This is a genomic window from Streptomyces sp. NBC_01352, from assembly GCF_036237295.1.
GTDB classification, from domain to species: domain Bacteria; phylum Actinomycetota; class Actinomycetes; order Streptomycetales; family Streptomycetaceae; genus Streptomyces; species Streptomyces plumbiresistens.
This window is the reverse complement of the sequence record NZ_CP108354.1, coordinates 3,629,464-3,650,773: the sequence shown is the minus strand read 5'-3', so window position 1 is coordinate 3,650,773 and position 21,310 is coordinate 3,629,464. Positions and strand designations below refer to the sequence as shown.

General features: G+C 71.6%; 17 protein-coding genes and 3 pseudogenes. 10 read left to right on the top strand and 10 right to left on the bottom strand.

All coding sequences use genetic code 11. The features are described 5' to 3' along the window. Positions 1 to 35 precede the first annotated feature (35 nt). Entirely contained in the window at positions 36 to 617 is a 582-nt protein-coding gene (locus tag OG252_RS16905; protein WP_266433447.1) for a TetR/AcrR family transcriptional regulator, read from the top strand. Here the strand turns inward: OG252_RS16905 and OG252_RS16900 are convergent. From OG252_RS16900 to OG252_RS16875, 6 genes are all read right to left on the bottom strand, one after another. Next, complete coding sequence (locus OG252_RS16900; protein ID WP_329336986.1) at positions 571 to 1,281, bottom strand: dipeptide/oligopeptide/nickel ABC transporter ATP-binding protein; 711 nt, start codon at positions 1,279 to 1,281, stop codon at positions 571 to 573. The two genes, OG252_RS16905 and OG252_RS16900, sit on opposite strands and share 47 nt — an antisense overlap. Next, positions 1,265 to 2,248 (bottom strand): ABC transporter ATP-binding protein, encoded by a 984-nt coding sequence (locus OG252_RS16895; protein WP_329336984.1) that lies wholly within the window; start codon positions 2,246 to 2,248, stop codon positions 1,265 to 1,267. Before OG252_RS16895 ends, OG252_RS16900 begins: the two co-directional genes overlap by 17 nt. Beyond that, positions 2,238 to 4,034 (bottom strand): ABC transporter permease subunit, encoded by a 1,797-nt coding sequence (locus OG252_RS16890; protein WP_329336982.1) that lies wholly within the window; start codon positions 4,032 to 4,034, stop codon positions 2,238 to 2,240. Before OG252_RS16890 ends, OG252_RS16895 begins: the two co-directional genes overlap by 11 nt. Then, a complete protein-coding gene (locus OG252_RS16885) occupies positions 4,031 to 5,527 on the bottom strand; it encodes an ABC transporter substrate-binding protein (protein ID WP_329336981.1) in 1,497 nt (498 codons plus the stop codon). Before OG252_RS16885 ends, OG252_RS16890 begins: the two co-directional genes overlap by 4 nt. 125 nt (positions 5,528 to 5,652) lie before the next feature. Then, a complete protein-coding gene (locus OG252_RS16880; RefSeq protein WP_329336979.1) occupies positions 5,653 to 6,327 on the bottom strand; it encodes a hypothetical protein in 675 nt (224 codons plus the stop codon). Positions 6,328 to 6,389: 62 nt separating this feature from the next. Beyond that, positions 6,390 to 7,592 (bottom strand): helix-turn-helix domain-containing protein, encoded by a 1,203-nt coding sequence (locus OG252_RS16875; protein ID WP_266433431.1) that lies wholly within the window; start codon positions 7,590 to 7,592, stop codon positions 6,390 to 6,392. Positions 7,593 to 7,752: 160 nt separating this feature from the next. Here OG252_RS16875 and OG252_RS16870 point away from each other — a divergent pair, with 160 nt between their 5' ends. The 3 genes from OG252_RS16870 (at position 7,753) to OG252_RS16860 (ending at position 11,303) form a co-directional block, all read left to right on the top strand. Then, positions 7,753 to 8,679, top strand: a complete 927-nt coding sequence (locus OG252_RS16870; protein ID WP_329336977.1) for a proline dehydrogenase family protein — start codon at positions 7,753 to 7,755, stop codon at positions 8,677 to 8,679. A 64-nt stretch (positions 8,680 to 8,743) separates the two neighbouring features. Next, positions 8,744 to 10,375 carry an L-glutamate gamma-semialdehyde dehydrogenase gene (pruA, locus tag OG252_RS16865; protein WP_329336975.1) on the top strand — a complete coding sequence of 544 codons (1,632 nt, stop codon included), beginning with the start codon at positions 8,744 to 8,746 and terminating at the stop codon, positions 10,373 to 10,375. Between the two features lie 76 nt (positions 10,376 to 10,451). Then, positions 10,452 to 11,303, top strand: coding sequence for an alpha/beta fold hydrolase (locus tag OG252_RS16860; protein ID WP_329336974.1), 852 nt, complete (start codon positions 10,452 to 10,454; stop codon positions 11,301 to 11,303). A gap of 13 nt (positions 11,304 to 11,316) precedes the next feature. Here OG252_RS16860 and OG252_RS16855 read toward each other — a convergent pair whose 3' ends face one another. Further along, positions 11,317 to 11,742, bottom strand: a complete 426-nt coding sequence (locus OG252_RS16855) for a zinc-binding dehydrogenase (protein WP_329345151.1) — start codon at positions 11,740 to 11,742, stop codon at positions 11,317 to 11,319. Between the two features lie 301 nt (positions 11,743 to 12,043). Next, positions 12,044 to 12,286 (bottom strand): annotated as a pseudogene (locus OG252_RS16850) (alcohol dehydrogenase catalytic domain-containing protein); the annotation flags it as partial. A gap of 338 nt (positions 12,287 to 12,624) precedes the next feature. Between OG252_RS16850 and OG252_RS16845 the strand changes: the two are divergent. After that, positions 12,625 to 12,756, top strand: a complete 132-nt coding sequence (locus tag OG252_RS16845) for a hypothetical protein (protein WP_107091473.1) — start codon at positions 12,625 to 12,627, stop codon at positions 12,754 to 12,756. A gap of 94 nt (positions 12,757 to 12,850) precedes the next feature. On the opposite strand, the gene OG252_RS16840 is transcribed toward OG252_RS16845, so the two are convergent. Further along, positions 12,851 to 14,425 carry a purple acid phosphatase family protein gene (locus OG252_RS16840; protein WP_329336973.1) on the bottom strand — a complete coding sequence of 525 codons (1,575 nt, stop codon included), beginning with the start codon at positions 14,423 to 14,425 and terminating at the stop codon, positions 12,851 to 12,853. Between the two features lie 142 nt (positions 14,426 to 14,567). Between OG252_RS16840 and OG252_RS16835 the strand changes: the two genes are divergently transcribed. Together OG252_RS16835 and OG252_RS16830 are read left to right on the top strand one after the other, a co-directional pair. Further along, positions 14,568 to 15,611: a 3-isopropylmalate dehydrogenase gene (locus tag OG252_RS16835; RefSeq protein ID WP_266433415.1), complete on the top strand. Its 1,044-nt coding sequence runs from the start codon at positions 14,568 to 14,570 to the stop codon at positions 15,609 to 15,611. A gap of 265 nt (positions 15,612 to 15,876) precedes the next feature. Then, positions 15,877 to 16,965: a branched-chain amino acid aminotransferase gene (locus OG252_RS16830; protein ID WP_266433413.1), complete on the top strand. Its 1,089-nt coding sequence runs from the start codon at positions 15,877 to 15,879 to the stop codon at positions 16,963 to 16,965. 198 nt (positions 16,966 to 17,163) lie between these two features. Here OG252_RS16830 and OG252_RS52345 read toward each other — a convergent pair. Continuing rightward, a pseudogene (locus OG252_RS52345) lies at positions 17,164 to 17,220 on the bottom strand (hypothetical protein); the annotation flags it as partial. A 21-nt stretch (positions 17,221 to 17,241) separates the two neighbouring features. Here OG252_RS52345 and OG252_RS16820 point away from each other — a divergent pair. The 3 genes and pseudogenes from OG252_RS16820 to OG252_RS16810 all read left to right on the top strand — a co-directional run. After that, positions 17,242 to 17,436 (top strand): annotated as a pseudogene (locus OG252_RS16820) (TetR family transcriptional regulator C-terminal domain-containing protein); the annotation flags it as partial. 299 nt (positions 17,437 to 17,735) lie between these two features. Then, the gene (locus OG252_RS16815; protein ID WP_329336970.1) at positions 17,736 to 19,826 is read left to right on the top strand and encodes a hypothetical protein; all 2,091 of its coding nucleotides are present in this window, start codon (positions 17,736 to 17,738) and stop codon (positions 19,824 to 19,826) included. After that, on the top strand, positions 19,823 to 21,070 hold the full coding sequence (locus tag OG252_RS16810) for a hypothetical protein (protein WP_329336969.1): 1,248 nt from the start codon (positions 19,823 to 19,825) through the stop codon (positions 21,068 to 21,070). The genes OG252_RS16815 and OG252_RS16810 overlap by 4 nt, the downstream gene beginning before the upstream one ends. Positions 21,071 to 21,310 lie beyond the last annotated feature (240 nt).

Here is a 21,310-nt window from a genome sequence, read left to right as displayed (position 1 = left end):
GGACGGTTGTATGCGGCGGCGGTAAGGTGGCTCGCATGGGACACCGTGAGGATCTGCTCGAAGGCGCCAAGCGCTGCCTCCTGCAGAAGGGCTTCGCCCGCACGACGGCACGCGACATCGTCAAGGAGTCGGGGACGAACCTGGCGTCCATCGGCTACCACTACGGCTCGAAGGACGCGCTGCTCGCGCAGGCCTACGTGTCGATCGTCGAGGACATGGGCGATGCCTTCGAGGGGGACGGGGCCGGCCTGAGCGCCGAGCCCGGCTCTCTCGAACGGTTCCAGGAGGTGTGGTCGAACATCGTCGGTACCATGCGTAAACCGGGTTCCATCTGGCACCTCAGCATGGAGGTCGTGGTCATGGGCGACCAGATGCCCGAGGTGCGCGATCACCTGGCGCGCGCCCAGCGCGAGGCCGGGCGCGGGCTCGTCCCGCTGCTCATGGGCGGGCGCGAGGAGGACGTCTCCGACGAGACGGCGGACACGCTCGGCCTGTTCTACGTGACCCTGATGACCGGCCTCATCGCGCAGTGGAGCTTCGACCCCGAGACCGCACCCGGCGCGGAGCAACTCACCGAGGGGCTGCGCCAGGTGATCGCCGGAGCCACGAAGAGCTGACCCGCCCCTCCCGCATCTCGATCACCCGGTCCGCGAAGTGCCGTACGACCGCCCGGTCGTGACAGATGAACAGGTAGCCGAGCCCCAGCTCGTCCTGGAGGTCGGCGAGCAGGTTCAGCACGCCGGCCCGCACCGACGGGTCGAGGGCCGACACCGGTTCGTCGAGGACCAGCAGGCGCGGCTCGGAGGCGAGCGCGCGGGCGATGCCGGCGCGCTGACACTGGCCGCCGGAGAGTTCGTGCGGGTGGCGGTCGCCGTACGACGGGTCGAGGCCGACCCGGTCGAGGAGTTCGGCCACGCGGGCGGGGCCGGTCTCCGCGTTCCAGCGGCCCTGGACCTTCAGCGGTTCCGCGACCGCGTCGCGGATGCGGTGGCGGGGGCTGAGGGAGCCGTACGGATCCTGGAAGACGGGCTGCATGCGCGGGCGGAGGGGGCGCAGCTCGCGTTCGGTCAAGGTGGTCAACTCCCGGCCCTCGAAGCCGACTTGGCCGCCGTCCGGGCGGCGCAGTTGCAGTACCGCCAGCGCCGTGGAGGACTTGCCGCAGCCGGAGGGGCCGTTGAGGGCGAGGGTCTCGCCGGCCTCCAGGGAGAAGGAGACGTGATCCACCGCCGTGACCGGTCCGTAGCGGACGACGAGGTCGCGGACCTCAAGAAGAAGAGGCATGCGGTTTCTCCATGAACAACTCGACGGCGAGGTCCGGGACTTGTGCCCATCGGTGACAGGCGACCAGCCGCTCATCCACCGGGACCGGCTCCGGCTCCTCGTGGTGGCAGGCCTCCGCGGCGAGCGGGCAGCGCGGCGCGAAGGCACAGCCCGCGGGCAGGGCGCCCGGGGCGGGCGGGGTGCCGGGGAGCGTGGGCAGGCGGCGGCCGCGCGCATGCTCGGGGAGTGAGGCCAGGAGGCCTGCCGTGTAAGGGGCCAGGGGCCGGGTCAACACCTCTTCCGCCGGGCCGAGTTCGGTCAGGCGCCCGGCGTACATCACCAGCGCGCGGTCCGCGTGCTGTCGTACGACGTCCAGGTCGTGGGTGACCAGGACGAGTGCCGCCCCGACCGCCTCGCGCTGCTCGCCGAGCACCCGGAGCACCTGGTCGCGGCGCTCCTCGTCCAGCGCGGTGGTCGGTTCGTCGGCGACGAGGACGTCCGGTTCGTTGATGGTCGCCATCGCGATCACCGCGCGCTGCCGCATGCCGCCGGAGAACTCGTGCGGATAGGCGCGGGCCTTGTTGGCGGCGTCCGGGATACCGACGCGGGCGAGCGCGGCCACCGCCCGGGCCCGGGCTTCCCTCCGGGAGACGCGGGCCACCGACCGTACGGCGGCGGCGAGTTGGTCGCCCACCCGGTGCACGGGGGAGAGGGCGGAGAGGGCGTCCTGCGGGACGAGGGCGATACGGCGGCCGCGCTGGGCGGCGAGGTCGGTCTCGCCCAGGAGCCGGACGGTCCCGCCGACCGTCGCGCCCGGGGGGAGCATGCCGAGGAGGGCGCGGGCCGTGAGGGACTTCCCCGCGCCCGACTCGCCGACCACGGCGAGGACTTCGCGCGGGCGGACGTCGAAGGACAGGCCGCGGACGGCCTCGACGCCGTCGAAGGCGATGCGGAGATCGCGTACCGAGAGCAGTGCCTCAGACCTCAACGAGGGCCTCCTTGTCCTTCGTGACGTGCTTAGTGACGCGCTTAGTGCCGCGCTTCGTGACGCGCTTCTTCGTGCCCCGCCCGGTGTTCCGACGACCCTGTGCGTACGCCGCGCCCGACACCGCGAGCCCCGCCAGCAGCGCCAGGGCCACCGCCGGGGCGAGGGCCGCCCACGGGGCGCGTTCCACGTAGGCGCGGGACTCGTCGAGGAGCAGGCCCCACTCGGGGGCCGGCGGCTGTGCGCCGAGGCCCAGGAAGCCGAGGGAGGCCAGGGCGAGGGCGATGCCGGGCAGCCGGAGGAGGGCGTGCCGGGCGACGGGCGCGGCCACCGACGGCAGCACGTGCCGGGTGAGGATCCACGACGGGGAGGCGCCGATGGCGCGTTGGGCGGTGAGGAAGGAGGACGCCCGGACCTCCTGCACCAGCGCCGCCGCGTGCGCGGCCAGGGGCGGCCAGGAGATCAGCGCGACCGCGAGGGCCGCCCCGCCGGTGCCGGGTCCGGCCGCCGCGGCGACCAGGATGCCGACGATCACCGGGGGCAGCGCGTTCGCGATGTCCGCCGCGCCGGCCGCGACGCCGGGCAGGAAGCCGAGCGCCAGCGCGACCAGCAGGCTGAGCAGGCATACGGCCGCCGCGGTGCCGACGGTCGGGGCCGCGCCGTGCCCGAGCCGGGCGAGCACGTCCCGGCCGAGACCGTCGGTGCCGAGCGGGTGCGACCAGGAGGGCGCCGCCAGGCGGGCGGTCGTGTCCACGGTGTACGGGTCGCGCAGCAGGCCCCAGCCGATGGTCACGGTCAGCACGGTGAGCAGTGTCAACGGGATCACCGGGTGGGTACGGACCGGCCGCACCGGCGGCAGCGACAGCCCGGCGTCACGCAGCGCCGGGCCCAGCAGCCGACGCCGTACGAGAGCCGCCGCCGCGCCCGCGACCAGGCCGAGCAGCAGCAGCGAGAGGACCGAGCCCTGGAGCAGCGGAAGATCCTGCGACTTGGCGGCGCCGAGCGCCGTACGGCCGATGCCGGGCACCGCGAACACGGTCTCGACGGCGACCGCGCCTCCCGTCAGTCCTACGGCCACCATCCCGAACTGCGGTACCAGCGGCGGGAGTACGCGCTTGAGCGCGGCCGCCGAGATGGTGCGCCGGCCGACTCCGGCGCCCCGCCACAGCTCCACCCACCGCTCGTCCAGCACGGCCGGCAGCGCGTCCGCGACCAGCCGGCCGAGCAGACCGCCCGCAGGGACGCCGAGAGCCAGCGCGGGCAGCACCATGTACTCGGGTCCCTGCCAGCCGGACGTCGGCAGCCACCCCAGCCACACCCCGCACACCAGCAACGCGAGGGTGGCCAGCAGGAACTCCGGCAACGCCGCCGCCATCGCGGCCCACGCCCCCGCCGACCCGCGCCCCCGCACCAGCACGGGCGCGACCAGCGCGCACGCCAGCAGCACCGCGACCGCGAAGGCCGCGCCCATCAGCCCGAGCGACACCTGAAGCCCGGCGGTGACGGACGGCAGGACGTCGGTACCGGAGACCCAGGACGTGCCGAGGTCCCCGCGCAGCAGGTCCGAGGCCCAGTTCCCCAGCAGCGACAGGGGGCCCGCGTCGAGCCCGAGATCCTGTCGTACGGAGTCCAGGGCCTCCTCGGTCGGCTCCTGCTCGGCGGAGCGGGCGCGCAGGACCGCCAGGGCGGGGTCCCGGCCGGAGAGCCAGGGCAGCAGGCCGACGGTGGTCAGGACGGCGAGGAGGCAGAGGGCCCGGGTCGCCCCGGCCGCTCGTGTGCGGAGCCTCACTTGACGTACGTGTCCGCCGTGATCAGCTCCCGCTCACGGGGGTCGTGGGCGGCGGCCGTGACCCCGGCGGCGTCGCCCTGGATCACCCGCTCGTGCAGCATCGGCACGGCCGCGTCGGTGGCGAGCACGGCGGCCTCGGCTTCGATCACGGCCTTGCGGCGAGCCTCGCCGGCCTGGGTGCCGCCCGCCTTCGTCAGGGCCTTGTCCACGGTCGGGTCCGCGAGCTGGGAGAGGTTGAAGGAGCCGTCGGAGGCGAAGTCGCTGTAGAGGTAGGCGGCCGGGTCGCCGGAGTCCAAGACGGTGGCGCGGGAGAGGATGAACGCGTCGAACTCGCCCGCCAGCGCGTCGGATTCGATGTTGGCGTACTCGCGGACGTCCAGCTTCACCTTGAAGCCGGCCTTCTGGAGCTGTTGCTGGAGGATGGCCGCGACCTCGGGGAGTTCGGCGCGGTCGGTGAAGGTGCCGATGGTGAGGGACTTCCCGGACGGGTTGCCCGCCATGGCGTGGGACACCGGTGTGCGCAGGTCGGCCGCCCACGGCAGCGCGGGTCCCAGCAGCCCCTCGGCGACGTCGGCGCGCCCCTCGTACACACCCTTCACGATCGACTCGGCGTCGATCGCCGCACGGGCGGCGGCGCGCAGCGAGGCGTCCTTGAAGACGCCTTTCTCGGTGTTCAGGTAGAGCGTGTTGGTGCGCGGCATCGGGACCTCGGTGATCAGGTCCTCGTCCAGCAGCGCGGCCTGCGACACCGGCACCGCCTCGGCGATGTCGGCCTCGCCGCTGCGCAGGGCGGCGGCGCGGGCGGTGCCGTCCGGCACGAACCGCACGTCGATACCGGGGGACTTGGCCTTGCCGCCCCAGTAGGCGTCGTAGCGGTCGAGGGTGGCCGAGGAGGTGCCGTTGACCTTGGTCAGCTCGAAGGGGCCGGTGCCGGCGCCGACGGGGCTGACCGTCTTCCCCTCGTACGCCTTCGCCGCGAGGATCGACAGCTGCGGGGAGCTGAGCCGCTGCGGGACGAGGGGGTCCTCGTCGCCGGTGGTGACGACGACCGTGTCCTTGCCCCCGGCCTTCGCCGTCAGCTCGACGCCGTCGAGGATGCGGGGCTTGGGGGAGGCACCGGCGGCCTCGGTGAGCGAGCGGACGACGTCCTCGGCGGTGAGCTCCGTACCGTCGTGGAAGGTGACCCCGTCTCTGACGGTGAAGGTCCAACTCCGCCCCGACTGCGTCCACTTGGTCGCCAGCGCGGGCTCGGCGTCCCCCTCCTCGTCCAGCTTCACGAGCGTCTCGGCCGTCGACCAGCGCGACAGCTTGAACGCGTCGTCGGACAGCGGCGACAGCCCGGAGCGCGGGGGCTGCATCATCGCGACACGTATGCGCTTGCCACCCCCGGCGTCTCCCGTGGCCGACTCCGCACCGGCGAAGCAGCCGGTGAGCAGGGCGGAGGCGGCCGTGAGGGCGGTGGCGGGGAGCAGGCGGTGAGCGGGCAGGCGCACGGGGCCCTCCGGGTAAAGGGGTGGTCAAGGGGTGAGTGTGCGCTGACCGTAGCACGATGACAATCGTTTTCAACAGCTGGCCCTTTTCGGCAACAGGAGACAAGAGTGCCTGTGAGCTCGGTGTCTCAGTGCCGGTAGTGGCTCAGGTAGGCGCGCTGGTCCTCGTCGAGTGCCGGTTCACCGTCATGGTCGAGGGCTTCGACGATGCGGTTCTCGATCCAGAAGCGGTACGCCCACTCCTCGAAGCTCGGAGCGCAGTACTGGAGGGCTTCCATCTGCTCCTCCAGGTCCTCGATGTCGCTGTCCCCGTTGAACTCGCCTTGGCTGGCGTGGGCTTCGTACTCCGCTTCGTACTCGAGGTGGGAGTGCACGACGAAGGGTGAGCTGCCGGGGCGCAGATAGAAGTACCAGAGGACGCAGTCCTGTTGGTCGCGGAAGAACCGGACGAGGAAGGCGCCCGGTTCGACCGGGCTGGGTATCGGCCCGGAAAGGCTGTTCCAGCAGCAGGTCAACGCGTGGTCGCCCAGAACGTCCGGAAGCTTCGCCGAGGTGAAGTAGGCGATGTAGTCCAGGGGCAGCGACAGCCCCTGCCGGTCGAGGTCCGCCGATACGGCTTCGAGCCTGGTGACGCGGGCCGCGGAGGTCCCGGTGTGATCCCCGAGCCATTCGAAGGTTCCCTTGAAGCGCTCCGCGTCCAGTGGCGGCAAGGAGTCGTGGGGATAGTCGGCGTAGGTGGCGGAGCAGGCGCGGTAATCCCCCAGCTCGCTCCCGCACCAACTGGCCTCGAAGCGGACGTGCACCCCTGATGCTCCTCGCATGACTCACCCGGTCGTCGCCGGACGGCGGCTGCGGCCACCTGACCCTAGAGCCGCGCCCCCTTCAACGCCATGTGCAGCAACAGCCGATCCTCCCCGTCGTCCAGGTCCAACCCCGTCAGCTGCTCCACCCGCGACAACCGGTAGTACAGCGTCTGGCGATGGATCCCCAGCTCCGCCGCCGTGCGGCCCGCCTGGCCCGCGCAGTCGAGGTAGACCTCGGCCGTGCGGGCCAGTTCGTGGTGGGTGGGGGAGAGGAGGGTGCGTACGGCGGGGTCGTGGGCCGTTTCCGGGGGGAGGGAGGTCAGGAGGCGGTACGGGCCGATGGACGACCACTCGGCGATCGGGCCGAGGTGGGGTTCCGCGAGGGCCGCGCGGGCGGCGGCCGCGGCCTCCCGCCAGGCGACGCCCAGGTCCACCAGCCCGGCACGGGCCGCCGCGATGCCGGCGGCGGCGCCGGTGCTCCGCGCCCGCTCCAGCAACCGCCCCGCCGCCGACGTCGCCGGTGTCATCACGTCCGCCGAACGCAGCCGTACCAGCAGGGCCAGCGCCGTGGCCGTCGTCCCCCAGGGCAGCGTGCACAAGGCCGTCGCTCCCGGGACCGTACGGACGGAGGGGGCGTCGTCCGGGTCGGCGGAGGGCCAGGGGGTCACGCAGATCACCGTGTGGAGGGTGTCGGCGCGGGGGCCGAGGGCGGTGCGGAGTTCGGCGACCGCCATGTCGCGCTGCCAGTCGCGCTCGGCGGTGAGCACCGCACGGAGTTCCCGCGAGAGGTCCGCCCCGTGCTGCGCCTCGTCCGCGAGCAGGGCGCCGATCCGGGTCGTCACCTCCATGGCGGCGGTCAGTTGCCGATCGGTCGGCCCGGGGTCGTCGTCCAGCAGCCAGACGTAGCCGAGGACGACACCGCGATGGCGTACGGGGAGACAGATTCGTCCGCGGTACACCCCCGCCTCCGGGGTGGGCGGAATGCGGACCGGGGCGGTCGCCCGGGTGATGCCGAAGCCCTCGAACCAGGTGCGGACCGCGGCCGTGGAGCGCCGGGTCAGGATCGAGCGCGTGCGCACCGGGTCCAGGGCGGAGGCGTCCAGCTCGCCCTCGCTGTCGTACGCCCCGAAGGCGATCAGCTCGAAGTCACGGTTCTCCAGCGTCGCCGGTGCGCCGAGGAGCTCCGAGATCTCGTCGACCAGTTCCTGGTAGTCGCCCTTGTGGTCCTTGTACTCCGACGTCGTCACCCGGGCATTCTCCCGCATTTCGCGCGCCCTTCATACATCTGTCTGAGATCTGCGGCACGGATGCGTGACAGCTGTCGATGGCAGACGATCGGAGGGATCCTTAGGTTTCACGGTGGTTCTCCGTGCCGTACCCGAATGACCGGGTCCCGGCCATCCGCTGCTCCTGTGGAGGTGCCCCGTGCTGGGTCCCGTGATTCTCGCCGCGTCGCGCAGCGACCGGATACGACGGCTGATCTCGGCGGCCCCGGTGACCAGGCAGGTCGTGGACCGCTTCATCCCGGGTGAGACCGTCGACGAGATCGTGCCGATCGTCCGGGAGCTGACCGACCGAGGGCTGGAGCTGACGATGGACGTCGTCGGCGAGGACATCACCACGCCCGGGCAGGCCGCCGCCGCGCGGGACGCGTACCTGGAGCTGGTCGACCGGCTGAAGCAGCTGGAGCTGGGCACCCGCGCGGAGTTGTCCGTCAAGCTGTCGATGTTCGGGCAGGCGCTCGCGGGCGGGCACGAGCTGGCTCTCGCCAACGTCCGGCCCGTCGTCGAGGCCGCGGCCGCCATCGGGACGACCGTCACGCTCGACGCGGAGGACCACACCACCCTCGACTCGATGTTCGCGATCCACGAGGAGCTGCGGAAGGACTTCCCGCAGACCGGCTGCGTCATCCAGGCCTACCTCTTCCGCACCGAGGCCGACGCCCGCCGCCTCGCCGGGAACGGCAGCCGCGTGCGCCTGGTGAAGGGGGCGTACAAGGAGCCCGCCGAGGTCGCCTACCAGCAGAAACACGAGATCGACAAGGCGTACGTCCGGATCCTGAAGGCCCTGATGGCGGGCGAGGGGTACCCGATGATCGGCTCCCACGACCCGCGCCTCATCTCCATCGCCCAGGAACTCGCCCGGCAGTCCGGCCGCAAGCTCGACGAGTACGAGTTCCAGATGCTGTACGGCATCCGGAGCGACGAACACCTGCGGCTCGCCGCCGAAGGTCATCGGATGCGCGTCTACACCGCGTACGGCACCGACTGGTACGGCTACTTCATGCGCCGCCTGGCGGAGAAGCCGGCCAATCTGCGCTTCTTCGCCCGCAGCATGATCAGCAAGGGCTGAGGTCACGAACGGCCGATCCCGCACCCCGCTCGAAACACCCGCTCAGTAAGGAGTTACGGAACTCATGGACGCTGTGACCCAGGTCCCCACCCCCGTCAACGAGCCGGTGCACGGCTACGCCCCCGGCTCGCCCGAACGGGCCCGGCTGGAGGCCAAGCTGAAGGAGCTGGCCGAGAACCCGGTCGACCTGCCGTGCACGATCGGCGGCGAGAAGCGGCTCGGCGGCGGCGAGCGGTTCGACGTCGTGCAGCCGCACAACCACAAGGCCGTCCTCGGGACGTACGGCAACGCCACCCAGCAGGACGCCCAGGACGCCATCGACGCGGCCCTCGCCGCCGCGCCCGCCTGGCGTTCGATGTCCTTCGACGACCGCGCGGCGATCATCCTGCGCGCCGCCGAGCTGCTGGCCGGGCCCTGGCGCGAGACGCTGGCCGCCTCGACCATGCTGGGCCAGTCGAAGACCGCCCAGCAGGCCGAGATCGACACCCCCTGCGAACTGGTCGACTTCTGGCGCTTCAACGTCAAGTACGCCCGTGACCTGCTCGCCGAGCAGCCCCCCGCCAACTCCCCGGGCGTCTGGAACCGCCTCGACCACCGCCCGCTGGAAGGCTTCGTCTACGCGATCACGCCGTTCAACTTCACGGCGATCGCGGGCAACCTGCCGACCGCGCCCGCGCTCATGGGCAACGTGGTGGTGTGGAAGCCGAGCCCGACCCAGACGCACGCCGCCGTGCTCCTCATGCAGATCCTCGAGGAGGCCGGTCTGCCCAAGGGCGTCATCAACCTCGTCACCGGCGACGGCATCGAGGTCTCCAAGGTCGCCTTGGAGCACCGCGACCTCGCCGGCATCCACTTCACCGGCTCCACCAAGACCTTCCAGTACCTGTGGAAGACGGTCGGCGCCAACATCGAGAAGTACCGCTCCTACCCGCGCCTGGTCGGCGAGACCGGCGGCAAGGACTTCGTCGTCGCCCACCCGAGCGCCGACCCCGCGATCCTCAAGACCGCCCTGACCCGCGGTGCCTTCGAGTACCAGGGCCAGAAGTGTTCGGCGACCTCCCGGGCGTACATCCCGGCGTCGATCTGGAACAACGGTTTCCGCGAGGAGTTCGCCGCCGAGGTCGACTACATCACCATGGGTGACGTCACCGACCTGTCCAACTTCATCGGCGCGGTCATCGACGAGCGCGCGTTCGCCAAGAACAAGGCGGCCATCGACCGCGCGAAGGCGGACCCGGCCTGCACGATCGTCGCGGGCGGCTCGTACGACGACTCGACCGGCTACTTCGTCCGGCCGACCGTCATCGAGTGCGCGGACCCGGAGAACGAGGTCTTCACCACCGAGTACTTCGGCCCGATCCTCGCCGTGCACGTCTACGAGGACGACAGGTACGACGAGATGCTGACCCAGATGGAGTCGGTGTCCGACTACGCGCTGACCGGCTCGGTCATCTCGGGCGACCGCGCCGCCGCCGCGTACACGATGGACAAGCTGCGCTACGCGGCCGGCAACTTCTACATCAACGACAAGTCGACCGGCGCCGTCGTCGGCCAGCAGCCCTTCGGCGGCGGCCGCTCCTCCGGCACGAACGACAAGGCGGGCGCCCCCCAGAACCTGATGCGCTGGACGCTGACCCGCGCCATCAAGGAGACCCTGGTCCCGCCGACCGACTACACGTATCCGCACATGGGCTGACGGTCGGTCAGGACATCAGAGGGGCCGGGTACTTGCCCGGCCCCTCGCCGGTTCCGGAGCGGGCAGACTCTGCGCCATGACGCAGACAGTGACGACCGACGACGGTGTACGGCTGTGGGCTTCGCGGCAGGGGCAGGGGCAGGGGCAGGGACAGGGACAGGGCCGGCCCCTCGTGCTGTGCCACGGCGGGCCCGGACTGTGGGACCAACTGGAGGACGTGGCCGAGCTGCTGGCCGACCGGGCCGCCGTCGTCCGCTGGGACCAGCGTGGCTGCGGGCGGTCGGAGCGGTGCGCCGGGCCGTGGACCACCGAGCGGTTCGTGGCCGATCTCGACGCCGTACGACGGCACTTCGGGCTGGAGCGCATGGCTCTGCTCGGCCATTCCTGGGGCGCGCAGCTGGCGTTGAGCTATGCGCTGGCCCGTCCGGAGCGGGTCGATGCGCTGGTCTACGTCAGCGGTACGGGCATCGACCCGGTGTCCGACTGGCACGGGCCCTTCAAGGAGAACTTCCTCGCCCGCCTCGGGGAGGTCCCCGAACGGCTCGCCCGCTGGCGGGAGTTGCCGGACGGGGACCGCGAGCGGGCGGTCCTGCAGTGGTCGATCGAGTTCGAGGACCGCGAGCGGGCGTCGGAGCACGCGGGACGCATGGCCGACCCCTGGTTCGGGATCAACACCGAGTGCAACAAGGCCCTGAACGACGAGACGAGGCGCGCCTGGGGCACCCCCGAGCTGTACGCCGCCTGCGAGGCCCTCGATCTGCCCGTGCTCATCGTCGACGGCGCCGAGGACATCCGGCCCCGCTCGGCCGTGGACTCCCTGGAGCGGGCGTTGCCGCGGGGACGGCGGGTGGTGCTGCGGGAGGCCGGGCACCTGCCGTGGGTGGAGGACCCGACGGGCTTCCGGGAGGCGGTCACGGGCGTGCTCTGAGTCCCGGACGGCCTCAGTCCGGCATCACCAGCACCACCCCGCCCCGCACACTGCTCGCCTCGCCCAGCTCGTGCGCCTCGGCCACCTCCGCGAGCGGGAAAGTCGCGTCCACGTGGAGGCGGATGCGGTGGTCCGTCAGCAGGGCGGCGATCTTCGTCAGGCGTTCGGCGGAGGGTTTTGCCTGTACGACCGCGAAGCGCATCCCGCGGGCCTCCACGTCCTCCGGGGCGAGGCCCAGGTCGCCGGGAACGGCGCAGATCAGCAGGCCCTTCGGACGCAGGGTGCCCAGAGTGCGCGGGCCATGGGCGCCGCCGACCAGGTCGAGGGCGACCTCGATGTCGTGGACGACGGTGGTGAAGTCGGTGGTGCTGTCGTCGACGAGTTCGTCGGCGCCGAGGTCGCGCAGGAAGGCGTGATCGTCGGCGCGGGCGGTGCCGATGACGTACGCGCCCTCCGCCTTGGCGAGCTGGACCGCCGTGTGTCCCCCCCCCGCCCGCGGCCGCGTGGATCAGCACACGGGTGCCCGGCCCGACCCGGGCGATGTCGATCAGGGCCTGCCAGGCGGTGAGCGTCGCCGTCGGCGCGGCGGCGGCGCGGACGTGGTCCAGCGGGGCGGGCTTCAGCGCGAAGCGGCCGGCCGGCGCGGTGACATGGAGGGCGTGACCGCCGCCGTCGACCGGACCGAACACCTCGTCGCCGGGGCGGAACCCGACGACCTCCGCACCGACCTCCTCCACCACGCCGGAGACGTCCCTGCCCAGCGTGAACGGCGGCTCCCCGTACACCGGGGCCGCCCCCGAGCGGGCCAGCCGGTCCTCCGGGCCGACGCCCGCCGCGCGCACCCGGACCAGCACCTCGCCGGCCGCGGGTACGGGCCGCGGCCGCTCCTCGACCGTCAGGACCTCCGGTCCGCCGAAGCGGTGCTGGGTCGTCACCTGGGTGGGGGGCTGTTCCGTGGTCGTGCGGGGCTGTTCCGTGGTCATCGGGGCTCCCTCCCGGACGTGCCGCTGCCTCCATCGTGGCGCCGCGGACCCCCGTGCGACACCCCGCCGTGCGGTAGCACGAAACCGCAGCTCAGAGCAGTGTGAGGAGGTCCCCCGTCTCAGATAGTAGGAAGTCCGAGTAATTGTGGAGACAGACGCGCGCTCCTCCCTTAGTTTTGTAGGAGCCGAACGTCTCGCTCGATCAAGCGAATGGCGGTCGTGAGCCGGGCCCCGAGCAGGCAACCCCTGCGGCACCGCTCCCCGCCTCTTCCGGCGTCTCGCATCCCTTTTGTGCACTCCAGTCGTGCATTCCAGGAACTCGAAGGAGTCGATTTCCCATGGCCGAGACGACCGCCCGCCGCCGAGTCCGTCGTATCTCCCGTACGAGCGAGTCCGACCGCAAGAACGCCGCAGCCGCCCTCCAGCGCGCCCTCGACCGCCGCGACAACGGCGGCTCGACCGGCCACTGAGCCGCTGCCCCGAACTGAGCCGCTGCCCCGAAAACAACCCCTTACCGGGAACCCATAAGCCGGGAGCCGCACCCGCACGAGGTGCGGCGCGGTCTCAACCGCCGCGCCGCACCTCGAAATGGTCGATGCGCTCCCCGCTCTGCGCCAGCGCCGACACCGTCAGCCGCGGCCGCGCCCCGCTCTCCGCCTCCACCGAGAGGAAGGAGAAGCCCCGGTAGCGCACCCGCGACCACTCCACGATCTCCTCCTCGGACTGCTTCGACTTGGTCCACTGGAAGGTCTCGACGGACTCGCGCTCGCTGACGTGCCCCTCGTAGCTCTCCTTCACGCCGGTCGGGAAGCCGTACAGGTCCTTGCCGCCGCCGCCCGCCGTGACGTACACGGTCCCGTCCCGCGTGGGGTCCGTGGACGCGCCGATCGGGACCGGCCGCCCGACCTGGCCGCCCTTGATCGCGTCGGTGCGCTCGTAGACGTGGTTGTGCCCGTTGATCACCAGATCCACCTGGTGCTCGGCGAACAGTGGCAGCCACGCGTCGCGGACCCCGCCGTCGGAGGCGTGCGAGGAGGTGGAGTACGCGCAGTGGTGGAAGAAGACGACGACGAAGTCCACCGAGGTGTCCGCCCGCAGCTCGCCCAGCTTCCGGTCCAGCCACGCCGTCTGCTTCCCGTCCGTGTACCCGAAGTTGGCGGGGATCTCGTACGACACGTCGTTCGCGTCCAGCGCCACGAAGCCGACGTTGCCGTACGTGAACGCGTACACGCCCGGTGCCTTGCGCGGGTCGAAGCCGCTGTCCGGGAGGGACCAGCGGGCCAGCTGGCCGCCGTAGCCGTCCGGCGAGTACCAGGCCTCCATGTCGTGGTTGCCGGTCGTCACCATCCACGGCACCGACTTCGTGACCGGCTCGTTCTGCTTGAGGAACAGGTCCCAGAATGCGGGGTCGTAGCCGTCCGACTTCTCACCCCGGCCGTTGACGTTGGCGTAGCAGATGTCGCCCGCGTGGAGATGGAAGGCGGGGTCGTGCCGCAGCAGCACGTGGTCGTTGGCGGCCGCGGCCTTGCTGACGCCCTGGTCGCCGAACGCGGTGAACACGAACCGCTCCGGGCTCGCCGGGGCCGTGCGGAAGGTGCCGATGGTCTTCCGGCGCTCGGGCGATGCCGGGTCGAAGCCCTCATGGCCGACGCCGTAGTAGTACGTCGTGCCGGGGCGCAGGCCGTCCAGGGCCGCGTGCAGGTAGTACTGGTCGAGCGCCGCCTGTACGCCGGTCATGCCCGGCGTGTGCAGGTCGCGCACCTCGGCCTCGATCCTGCGGCTCAGCTCCTCGGGATGGGTGCCGATCCGGACGTACGGCTTCCGCACCGCGAGCGGCACCTGCCAGGAGATCCGCATCTGCGTCTTCGGGTCGGCGCCGAAGGCGAGATGGCGGCCGAAGGGGGCGACGACCGAGCCGTGGACCTTGCCGAGGGACGAGGCGGTCGCCGACGCCGAGGCCGACGCCGTCGCATTCGGCGATCCACCGCCCGAACATCCGGTCAGCAGCCCGCCCGCCACCGCGCCCGCCGTCACCAGCGTGCGGCGCCGCGACAGCCTGGTCCGCAGGTACTCGTGTTGCTCGGCCATGCTCATCCGGCGCGCGAGCCGCGGGGGAATGCCGAAGTCCGGTGTCTCCATGCAGGTGAACTTCCCAGCGCAGCCCAACACCCGCCCCACATACGGGTGAACGGCAACCGAAGGGCTGAGGCCGTCCCCCGTGTGGGTGTCCGTATCGCGGACGGCCCGTGTCATCCCGTGGGACCAGGGGTACGGTGCCGACATGTCTCGCAGCCTCAATCTCGCAGTGATCCCCGGTGACGGCATCGGGCAGGAAGTCGTGGCCGAAGGCCTGAAGGTCCTCTCCGCCGTCCTCCCGCAGGATGTGAAGCTGGAGACCAAGGAGTACGACTTCGGCGCCAAGCGCTACCACGCCACCGGTGAGACCCTCACCGACGCGGACGCCGAGGCCCTCAAGCAGCACGACGCCATCCTGCTCGGCGCGATCGGTGACCCGTCGGTCCCGTCCGGTGTCCTGGAGCGCGGCTTCCTGCTCAAGCTCCGCTTCCTCTTCGACCACCACGTCAACCTGCGCCCCTCGAAGCTGCTGCCGGGTGTCGCCACCCCGCTGGCCGGCGAGCCGCAGATCGACTTCGTCGTGGTCCGCGAGGGCACCGAGGGCCCGTACACCGGCAACGGCGGCACCATCAGGAAGGGCACCCCGCACGAGGTCGCCACCGAGGTCTCCGTGAACACGGCCTTCGGTGTCGAGCGCGTGGTCCGGGACGCCTTCGCCCGCGCCCAGGCCCGCCCGCGCAAGAAGCTCGCGCTGATCCACAAGAACAACGTGCTGACCTTCGCGGGTCACCTGTGGACCAACATCTTCAACAAGGTGGCCGAGGAGTTCCCCGAGGTCACCACCGAGTACATGCACGTGGACGCGGCGACCATCTACCTGGTCACGCAGCCCGAGCGCTTCGACGTGATCGTCACCGACAACCTCTTCGGCGACATCATCACCGACCTCGCCGCGGCCGTCTCCGGCGGCATCGGCGTCGCCGCGAGCGGGAACATCAACCCCGCCGGCGAGTTCCCGTCCATGTTCGAGCCCGTCCACGGCTCGGCCCCGGACATCGCCGGTCAGGGCAAGGCCGACCCCAGCGCCACGGTCCTGTCCGTCGCCCTCCTGCTGCGCCACCTCGGCTACGAGGCCGAGGCCGCCCGCATCGAGGAGGCCGTCTCCGCCGACCTCGCGGAGCGCACCGGCAAGCCCGCCCGCAGTACCTCGGAGATCGGCGACGCGCTCGCCGTACGAGTAGCCGGCTGACCCGCCGCGCTGCCTGGTCTCCTCAGGGAGATCTTCACGAAGCCGCCGGGTCACTCAACACCCGGCGGCTTTCGCATGTCCCCGCCGGGTGCCACCATCATCCTCTGGGTCGCATTCACGCTGTTTTCGTCCACGGCCTCCGTCGCGCGATAATCGAACGCGGAGCCGCGGATTGAGGGAATGCTCGGACGTCCTAGCACTGGCCACTGGCAGTACGGGCGTGAGCGCGGCCCGTCACTATCCGACCGGTGAAGGACAACCACTCATGACGACGCCCACGATCGAGCTCAAGCCCTCCGCCAGCCCGCTCTCCGACGCGCAGCGCGACGCGATCCTGGCCGACCCCGGGTTCGGCCGCCACTTCACCGACCACATGGTGACCATCAAGTGGACGGAGGGCCGCGGCTGGCACGACGGCCAGCTCGTCCCGTACGCGCCGCTCTCCCTCGACCCGGCGACCATGGTCCTGCACTACGCGCAGGAGATCTTCGAGGGACTCAAGGCCTACCGTCAGCCCGACGGTTCCGTCGCCAGCTTCCGCCCCGAGAAGAACGCGAAGCGCTTCCAGTCCTCCGCCCGCCGCCTCGGCATGCCGGAGCTGCCGGTCGAGACGTTCATCGAGGCGTGCGACGCGCTGGTGCGCCAGGACCAGGCCTGGGTCCCGGCGCACGGCGGCGAGGAGTCCCTCTACCTGCGCCCGTTCATGATCGCGACCGAGGTCGGCCTCGGCGTGAAGCCCGCCAACGAGTACCTGTTCCTGGTCATCGCGTCCCCCGCGGGCGCGTACTTCCCGGGCGGCGTCAAGCCGGTCTCCATCTGGCTCTCCGAGGACCGCGTCCGCGCCGTCCCCGGCGGCATGGGCGACGCCAAGACGGGCGGCAACTACGCGGCCTCCCTCCTCGCCCAGGCCGAAGCGGCCGCCAAGGGCTGTGACCAGGTCTGCTACCTCGACGCGGTCGAGCACACGTGGGTCGAGGAACTCGGCGGCATGAACCTGTACTTCGTGTACGGCGACAAAATCGTGACGCCCGCCCTCACCGGCTCCATCCTCGAGGGCGTCACCCGCGACAGCCTCCTCTCCGTCGCCCGCGACCTCGGCTACGAGTCCGAGGAGGGCCGCATCTCCATCGACCAGTGGCAGCGCGACGCCGAGAACGGCACCCTGACCGAGGTCTTCGCCTGCGGCACCGCCGCGGTCATCACCCCGGTCGGCACGGTCAAGCGTGCCACCGCCGAGTGGAAGCAGTCGGGCGGCGAGCCCGGCGAGGTCACCCTCAGGCTCCGCCGGGCCCTCCTGGACATCCAGCGCGGCACGGCGCAGGACAAGCACGGCTGGATGCACAAGCTCGGCTGAGGCCGGGACTCCGCTCCCGGTCCTCCGACCACCGTCCGGGCGCCGGTGGTTCGTCCGACGCGTATCGCCTCCCCCGCGCGGGTATCTCCTGATTCCGCGGGGGAGGCGCGTCCCTTCCCCGTGCGCGGACCGAACGTCCTGGGCCGTCGAGGCGTAGTGGCCGGCGAAGACACAGGCCGTCGCGAGCACCGCGACCGCGCAGGTCGCCTGCGCGCGGGTGGTGCGCGGGAGGATGGCGTCCAGGTCGAGGCCCATGGAGTAGAGCATCAGGCCCGCGTTGCCGCCCGAGCGGAGGGGGTGTCGAGGGGGGAGTTCCGGGCCGTCGACCCCGACCGCTTCGCGTCCCGGCTGCGTGCCCTCCTCGACGGTTTCTCCATCCACGTGGCGATCGGGCTACGGGGAACCGACCGGGCGCAGATTCTCGGCCACGTACGGGAGTTCCTGGACGAAACGCTCCTCGCGGACGCCTGAGGTCGCGCCCGGGTTGTACGCAATAAGGCCGATTGACCCTGTGGGCGGTGGTGCGTTTGCCTCGAACAGAGCCCCAGGCCCTCCCGTCAAGGCTCCCGCCTGCCTCGCGGGGTCTGGCCCGCACGCTCGCCGCGTTGCCGAACCGCCCACGTGGCTCCGCCACGAGGGCGCTCCGGCGCCTTGCGATCGCACGCACCAGACCCCGCGAGGCCCGCCCTCCGGGCGGACGACGGGAGCCTTGACGGCAGGGCCGGCGCGGGGCCGGGGGCGAAGCGTCAACGGGGACCGCAGGGGGGAACATGTCCAGAGCCGTACATGTGTCCAGATGCTCATTAGGCGCGGTGCTGTTGCTCGCGCTCGCCGGAACAGCCGTTCCGAATGCGACTGCGGCACCACACGTACCGCACACACCGCGCGTCGAACGAGTCAGTACCGCCGCCGACGGCAGCCAGGCCGACGGGCCGTCCAACGGTGCCGCGATCAGTGCCGACGGCCGGCACATCGCCTTCACGTCCATCGCGCCGAGCTTCGGCTGCGCGCGCTTCTCGCCGTGCCTGCTCGTGAAGGACCTGGCCACCGGCGAGGTCACCACGATCGACCTCGGCAGCGGCCACACCTACGCCTCGCCGATGCCGAGCGCCGACGGGGGCCGTATCGCCTACTCCGCGGGCACCCGGTTCCTGGCCCCGTACGTGTACGACCGCGCCACCGGGCGCTCGGAGCGGCTGTGGCCGGAGAACCCGCCCGGTTCCAACGAACTGGGCCGCGTGGAGTCGATCAGCCCGGACGGCACGCACGTCGCGTACACCATCGGCAACCGCCACGGGCCGGAGAACACCCGGCTCCTGTACGTCCGCGACACGGCCACCGGCACCGACGAACTGGTCTCACCGGCCGAGGAGGGCTCCAAGCGCGGGGCCTCGGTGAGCGGCGACGGCGAGCGGGTCGCCTACCAGGTCCCGGGGCCCACCGAGGAGGACCCGGACGACGTCTTCGTCAAGGACCGGACGACGGGCGAGCGGGTCCAGGTCGACAAGGGTCTCGGCCAGGCCTCACTCGTCCGCATCACCGCGGACGGCCGCCGGGTCCTCCTCGACGCGGACGGGGGCCTGTACGTGCACGACCTCCGCACAGGTGACTCACGGCGCGTGGCCGAGGGCCGGACCTTCTCGGCCACGGCCGACGGCCGGTACGCGGTCGTCGCGGGCGAGGATGGCATGCGGGTGCGCGACCTGCGGACGGGCCGGCGCGGCGCGGCTCTCCCGGCGGACGCCCAGGCGGGTTCGGAGATGCTGGCTGCCCAGGGGCGTGCGGTGGCGTTCGGTTCGAGGGCCTCCCACCTGGTGGCGGGGGACACCAACGGGGAGCAGGACGTGTTCGTCTTCTCGGGCGCGCTCCGGGAGGACCCGGACCCGATGCCGTCCGTCACCGAACGGATCAGCATGACGTCGGACGGGCAGCAACGTCCCGGGGCGTCCCGCGACCCGGTGATGGGGGAGGGCAAGGTCGTCGCGTTCACCTCGCAGGGGATGGGCGACCCGAAGGACACGAGCGTGTTCGTCAACGCGCCCGGCGGCATCTCCCAGGTCGACTCCAGTGCACAGGGCCCCTCGCACGAGGGAACGCCCTGCTACAGCGGACGCATGGTCGGCTACGTGGCCCCGTCCGAGGCCGACGGCACCCCGGAGGTCGACATCCGCAACCGCTCGGTCGGCAAGCTGACCCGGCTGGGCTCCTACCAGGGTGTCCGCTTCACGTGGATGGGGCAGCCCAGCGTGGACCCCACCTGCCAGTGGATCACCTACGCCGCCACGCTCCCCGCCACCGACACCGACCCGTCGCCCCAGCCCCGCGTCTACCGCTTCAAGTTCAACGGCGGTACGACCGACCTGGTCAGCGCGCCCACGGGCGAGTCGGCGGGCAACCCGTCGATCAACTACGACGGCCGGTACATCGCCTTCGAACAGGGCGGCGATGTCCACGTCCGTGACCTGGACACCGGCGCCCTGGAGAAGGCCGGAGCGCAGGCCTTCGCCCCCTCCCTGAGCGCCAACGGGCGCAAGGTCGCCTTCCGGCAGGGCCGGGACGTCCACGTCCGCGACCTCGACACCGGGACCACGACCCGGGTCAAGGGCACGCAGCCCTCGCTCTCCGGGGACGGCACGCGGGTCGCGTACACCTTGGACCGTTCCGTGTACCTGCTCGAACTTGCCACCGGGAAGCGGCAGTTGATCAGCGTCGACCGCTGGGGCGGCCGCAACGACCTGCCGGCCCGCCACCCGTCCGTCAACGCCGACGGCACCGTCGTCGCGTTCGAGTCGGCGTCACCCGATCTGGTGGAGCAGGACACCAACGGGGTGTCGGACGTCTTCCTGCGGACAGCGCAATGACAAGCAACAACCACTACGGGGGAACAACCATGCACCGCAACAAGCGAGCCCTCGCGCTCGCCGTCGCCCTCGCCGCCGCCACGGCGACGCTGACCGGTCCCGCGGCGAGCGCCGCACCCAGGGCCCCGCACACCGAGCCGATAAGCGTCACGCCGGAGGGCAGGGCGGGCAACGGCGCCACGAGCACCGCCGTCATCAGCCGCAACGGCCGCCACATCGCCCTCACCTCGGACGCCGAGGACCTGGACCCCAATGTCCCGCACGGCGGCATGTACCTGCGCGACCCGCACACCGGGAAGCTCCGGTTCGCGGGCTTCGGCGGCCTGGTCGCGGTCCTGAACGACGGCCGCTACGTGTACGCCGAGTACGCCGCGACCACCGACGTGTGGATCCACGACATCGCCACGGGCAAGCGCGTCGGGTTCGGCATCGAGGTTCCCGAGGGCTTCACCGGGCAGCCCGCCGAGGTCTCCGTGAGCCCCAACGGCCGCTACGCCGTCTACACGCTCCAGGATCCCGCCGACGGCACCAGCGTGGTCTTCCTGCGCGACCGCGTCGCCGGCACCACCGAGCGGATCAGCCACCCGAAGCCCACCTGGGAGCCCCGCAACGCCTTCCGGCCCACCGTCAGCGACGACGGGCGCCGTGTCGTCTACCAGTACACCTACGCGAACGGCCCGCGCGGCGACGACTGGGGCGACGTCTGGATGTACGACCGCACCACGGGCAAGCACACCCAGATCGACCGCTCTCACGACGGCTCGAAGACCGAACGGGAGTCGCTGAACCCGTCCATCAGCGGCAACGGCCGTACGGTCGTCTTCGAGTCCCGGGACACCCACCTCGTCCCGGAGGACGACGACGTCAGCTGGAACGTGTTCGTGCACGACATCGCCACGGGGAAGAACCAGCGAATCCACGGCACCCAGGGCGGACCCGGCGAGGTCTACACCCGGGGCGCCGCGGTGAGCGCCGACGGCCGGTACGTCACGTTCATGTCGGAGGTGACGGAGCCCGGCAGCCAGTACGGCAAGGAGTACCCCGTCTACCTGCGGGACCTGAAGAAGGGCACCACGACCCTGGTCACCCCGGACACCACCGGCGGCACCGCGACGGCCGAGGTCCTGCCGGGCCGGATCGCCGACGGCGCCCGCGGCGTCCTCTTCCAGTCCTCCGACCCGACGCTGATCCCGGCCGGCGACACCAACGAGGGCACCGACGCCTTCGTACGGCACCTGCGGTGATCAGCACAGTGCTCGCATCCTGAGACGGACAGTGAGCACGGGGACGGTCTGTGCCAGACTGCCTCCGTGCTCTCGTTCGCCACGATTATTGGCAGCAGGCGCGCCGGTCCGCAGTGACCGCTCCGTACGACCAGGTACGAGCGGACACCGTCGTCTTCGACCCGCGCGCAGACCTCTCGCACCCGCGAGAGGTTTTTCGCTTTTCTGGCCCACCCGCAGCCGGAGGCGAGAGCGCGAGGG

What these genes read in the sequence shown, in the direction of transcription:
- OG252_RS16905 (WP_266433447.1), top strand. Translation starts at nt 36, where the DNA reads ATGGGACACCGTGAGGATCTGCTCGAAGGCGCCAAGCGCTGCCTCCTG.
- OG252_RS16900 (WP_329336986.1), bottom strand. Translation starts at nt 1,281, where the DNA reads ATGCCTCTTCTTCTTGAGGTCCGCGACCTCGTCGTCCGCTACGGACCG.
- OG252_RS16875 (WP_266433431.1), bottom strand. Translation starts at nt 7,592, where the DNA reads ATGCGGGAGAATGCCCGGGTGACGACGTCGGAGTACAAGGACCACAAG.
- pruA (WP_329336975.1), top strand. Translation starts at nt 8,744, where the DNA reads ATGGACGCTGTGACCCAGGTCCCCACCCCCGTCAACGAGCCGGTGCAC.
- OG252_RS16860 (WP_329336974.1), top strand. Translation starts at nt 10,452, where the DNA reads ATGACGCAGACAGTGACGACCGACGACGGTGTACGGCTGTGGGCTTCG.
- OG252_RS16845 (WP_107091473.1), top strand. Translation starts at nt 12,625, where the DNA reads ATGGCCGAGACGACCGCCCGCCGCCGAGTCCGTCGTATCTCCCGTACG.
- OG252_RS16840 (WP_329336973.1), bottom strand. Translation starts at nt 14,425, where the DNA reads ATGGAGACACCGGACTTCGGCATTCCCCCGCGGCTCGCGCGCCGGATG.
- OG252_RS16835 (WP_266433415.1), top strand. Translation starts at nt 14,568, where the DNA reads ATGTCTCGCAGCCTCAATCTCGCAGTGATCCCCGGTGACGGCATCGGG.
- OG252_RS16830 (WP_266433413.1), top strand. Translation starts at nt 15,877, where the DNA reads ATGACGACGCCCACGATCGAGCTCAAGCCCTCCGCCAGCCCGCTCTCC.
- OG252_RS16815 (WP_329336970.1), top strand. Translation starts at nt 17,736, where the DNA reads ATGTCCAGAGCCGTACATGTGTCCAGATGCTCATTAGGCGCGGTGCTG.
- OG252_RS16810 (WP_329336969.1), top strand. Translation starts at nt 19,823, where the DNA reads ATGACAAGCAACAACCACTACGGGGGAACAACCATGCACCGCAACAAG.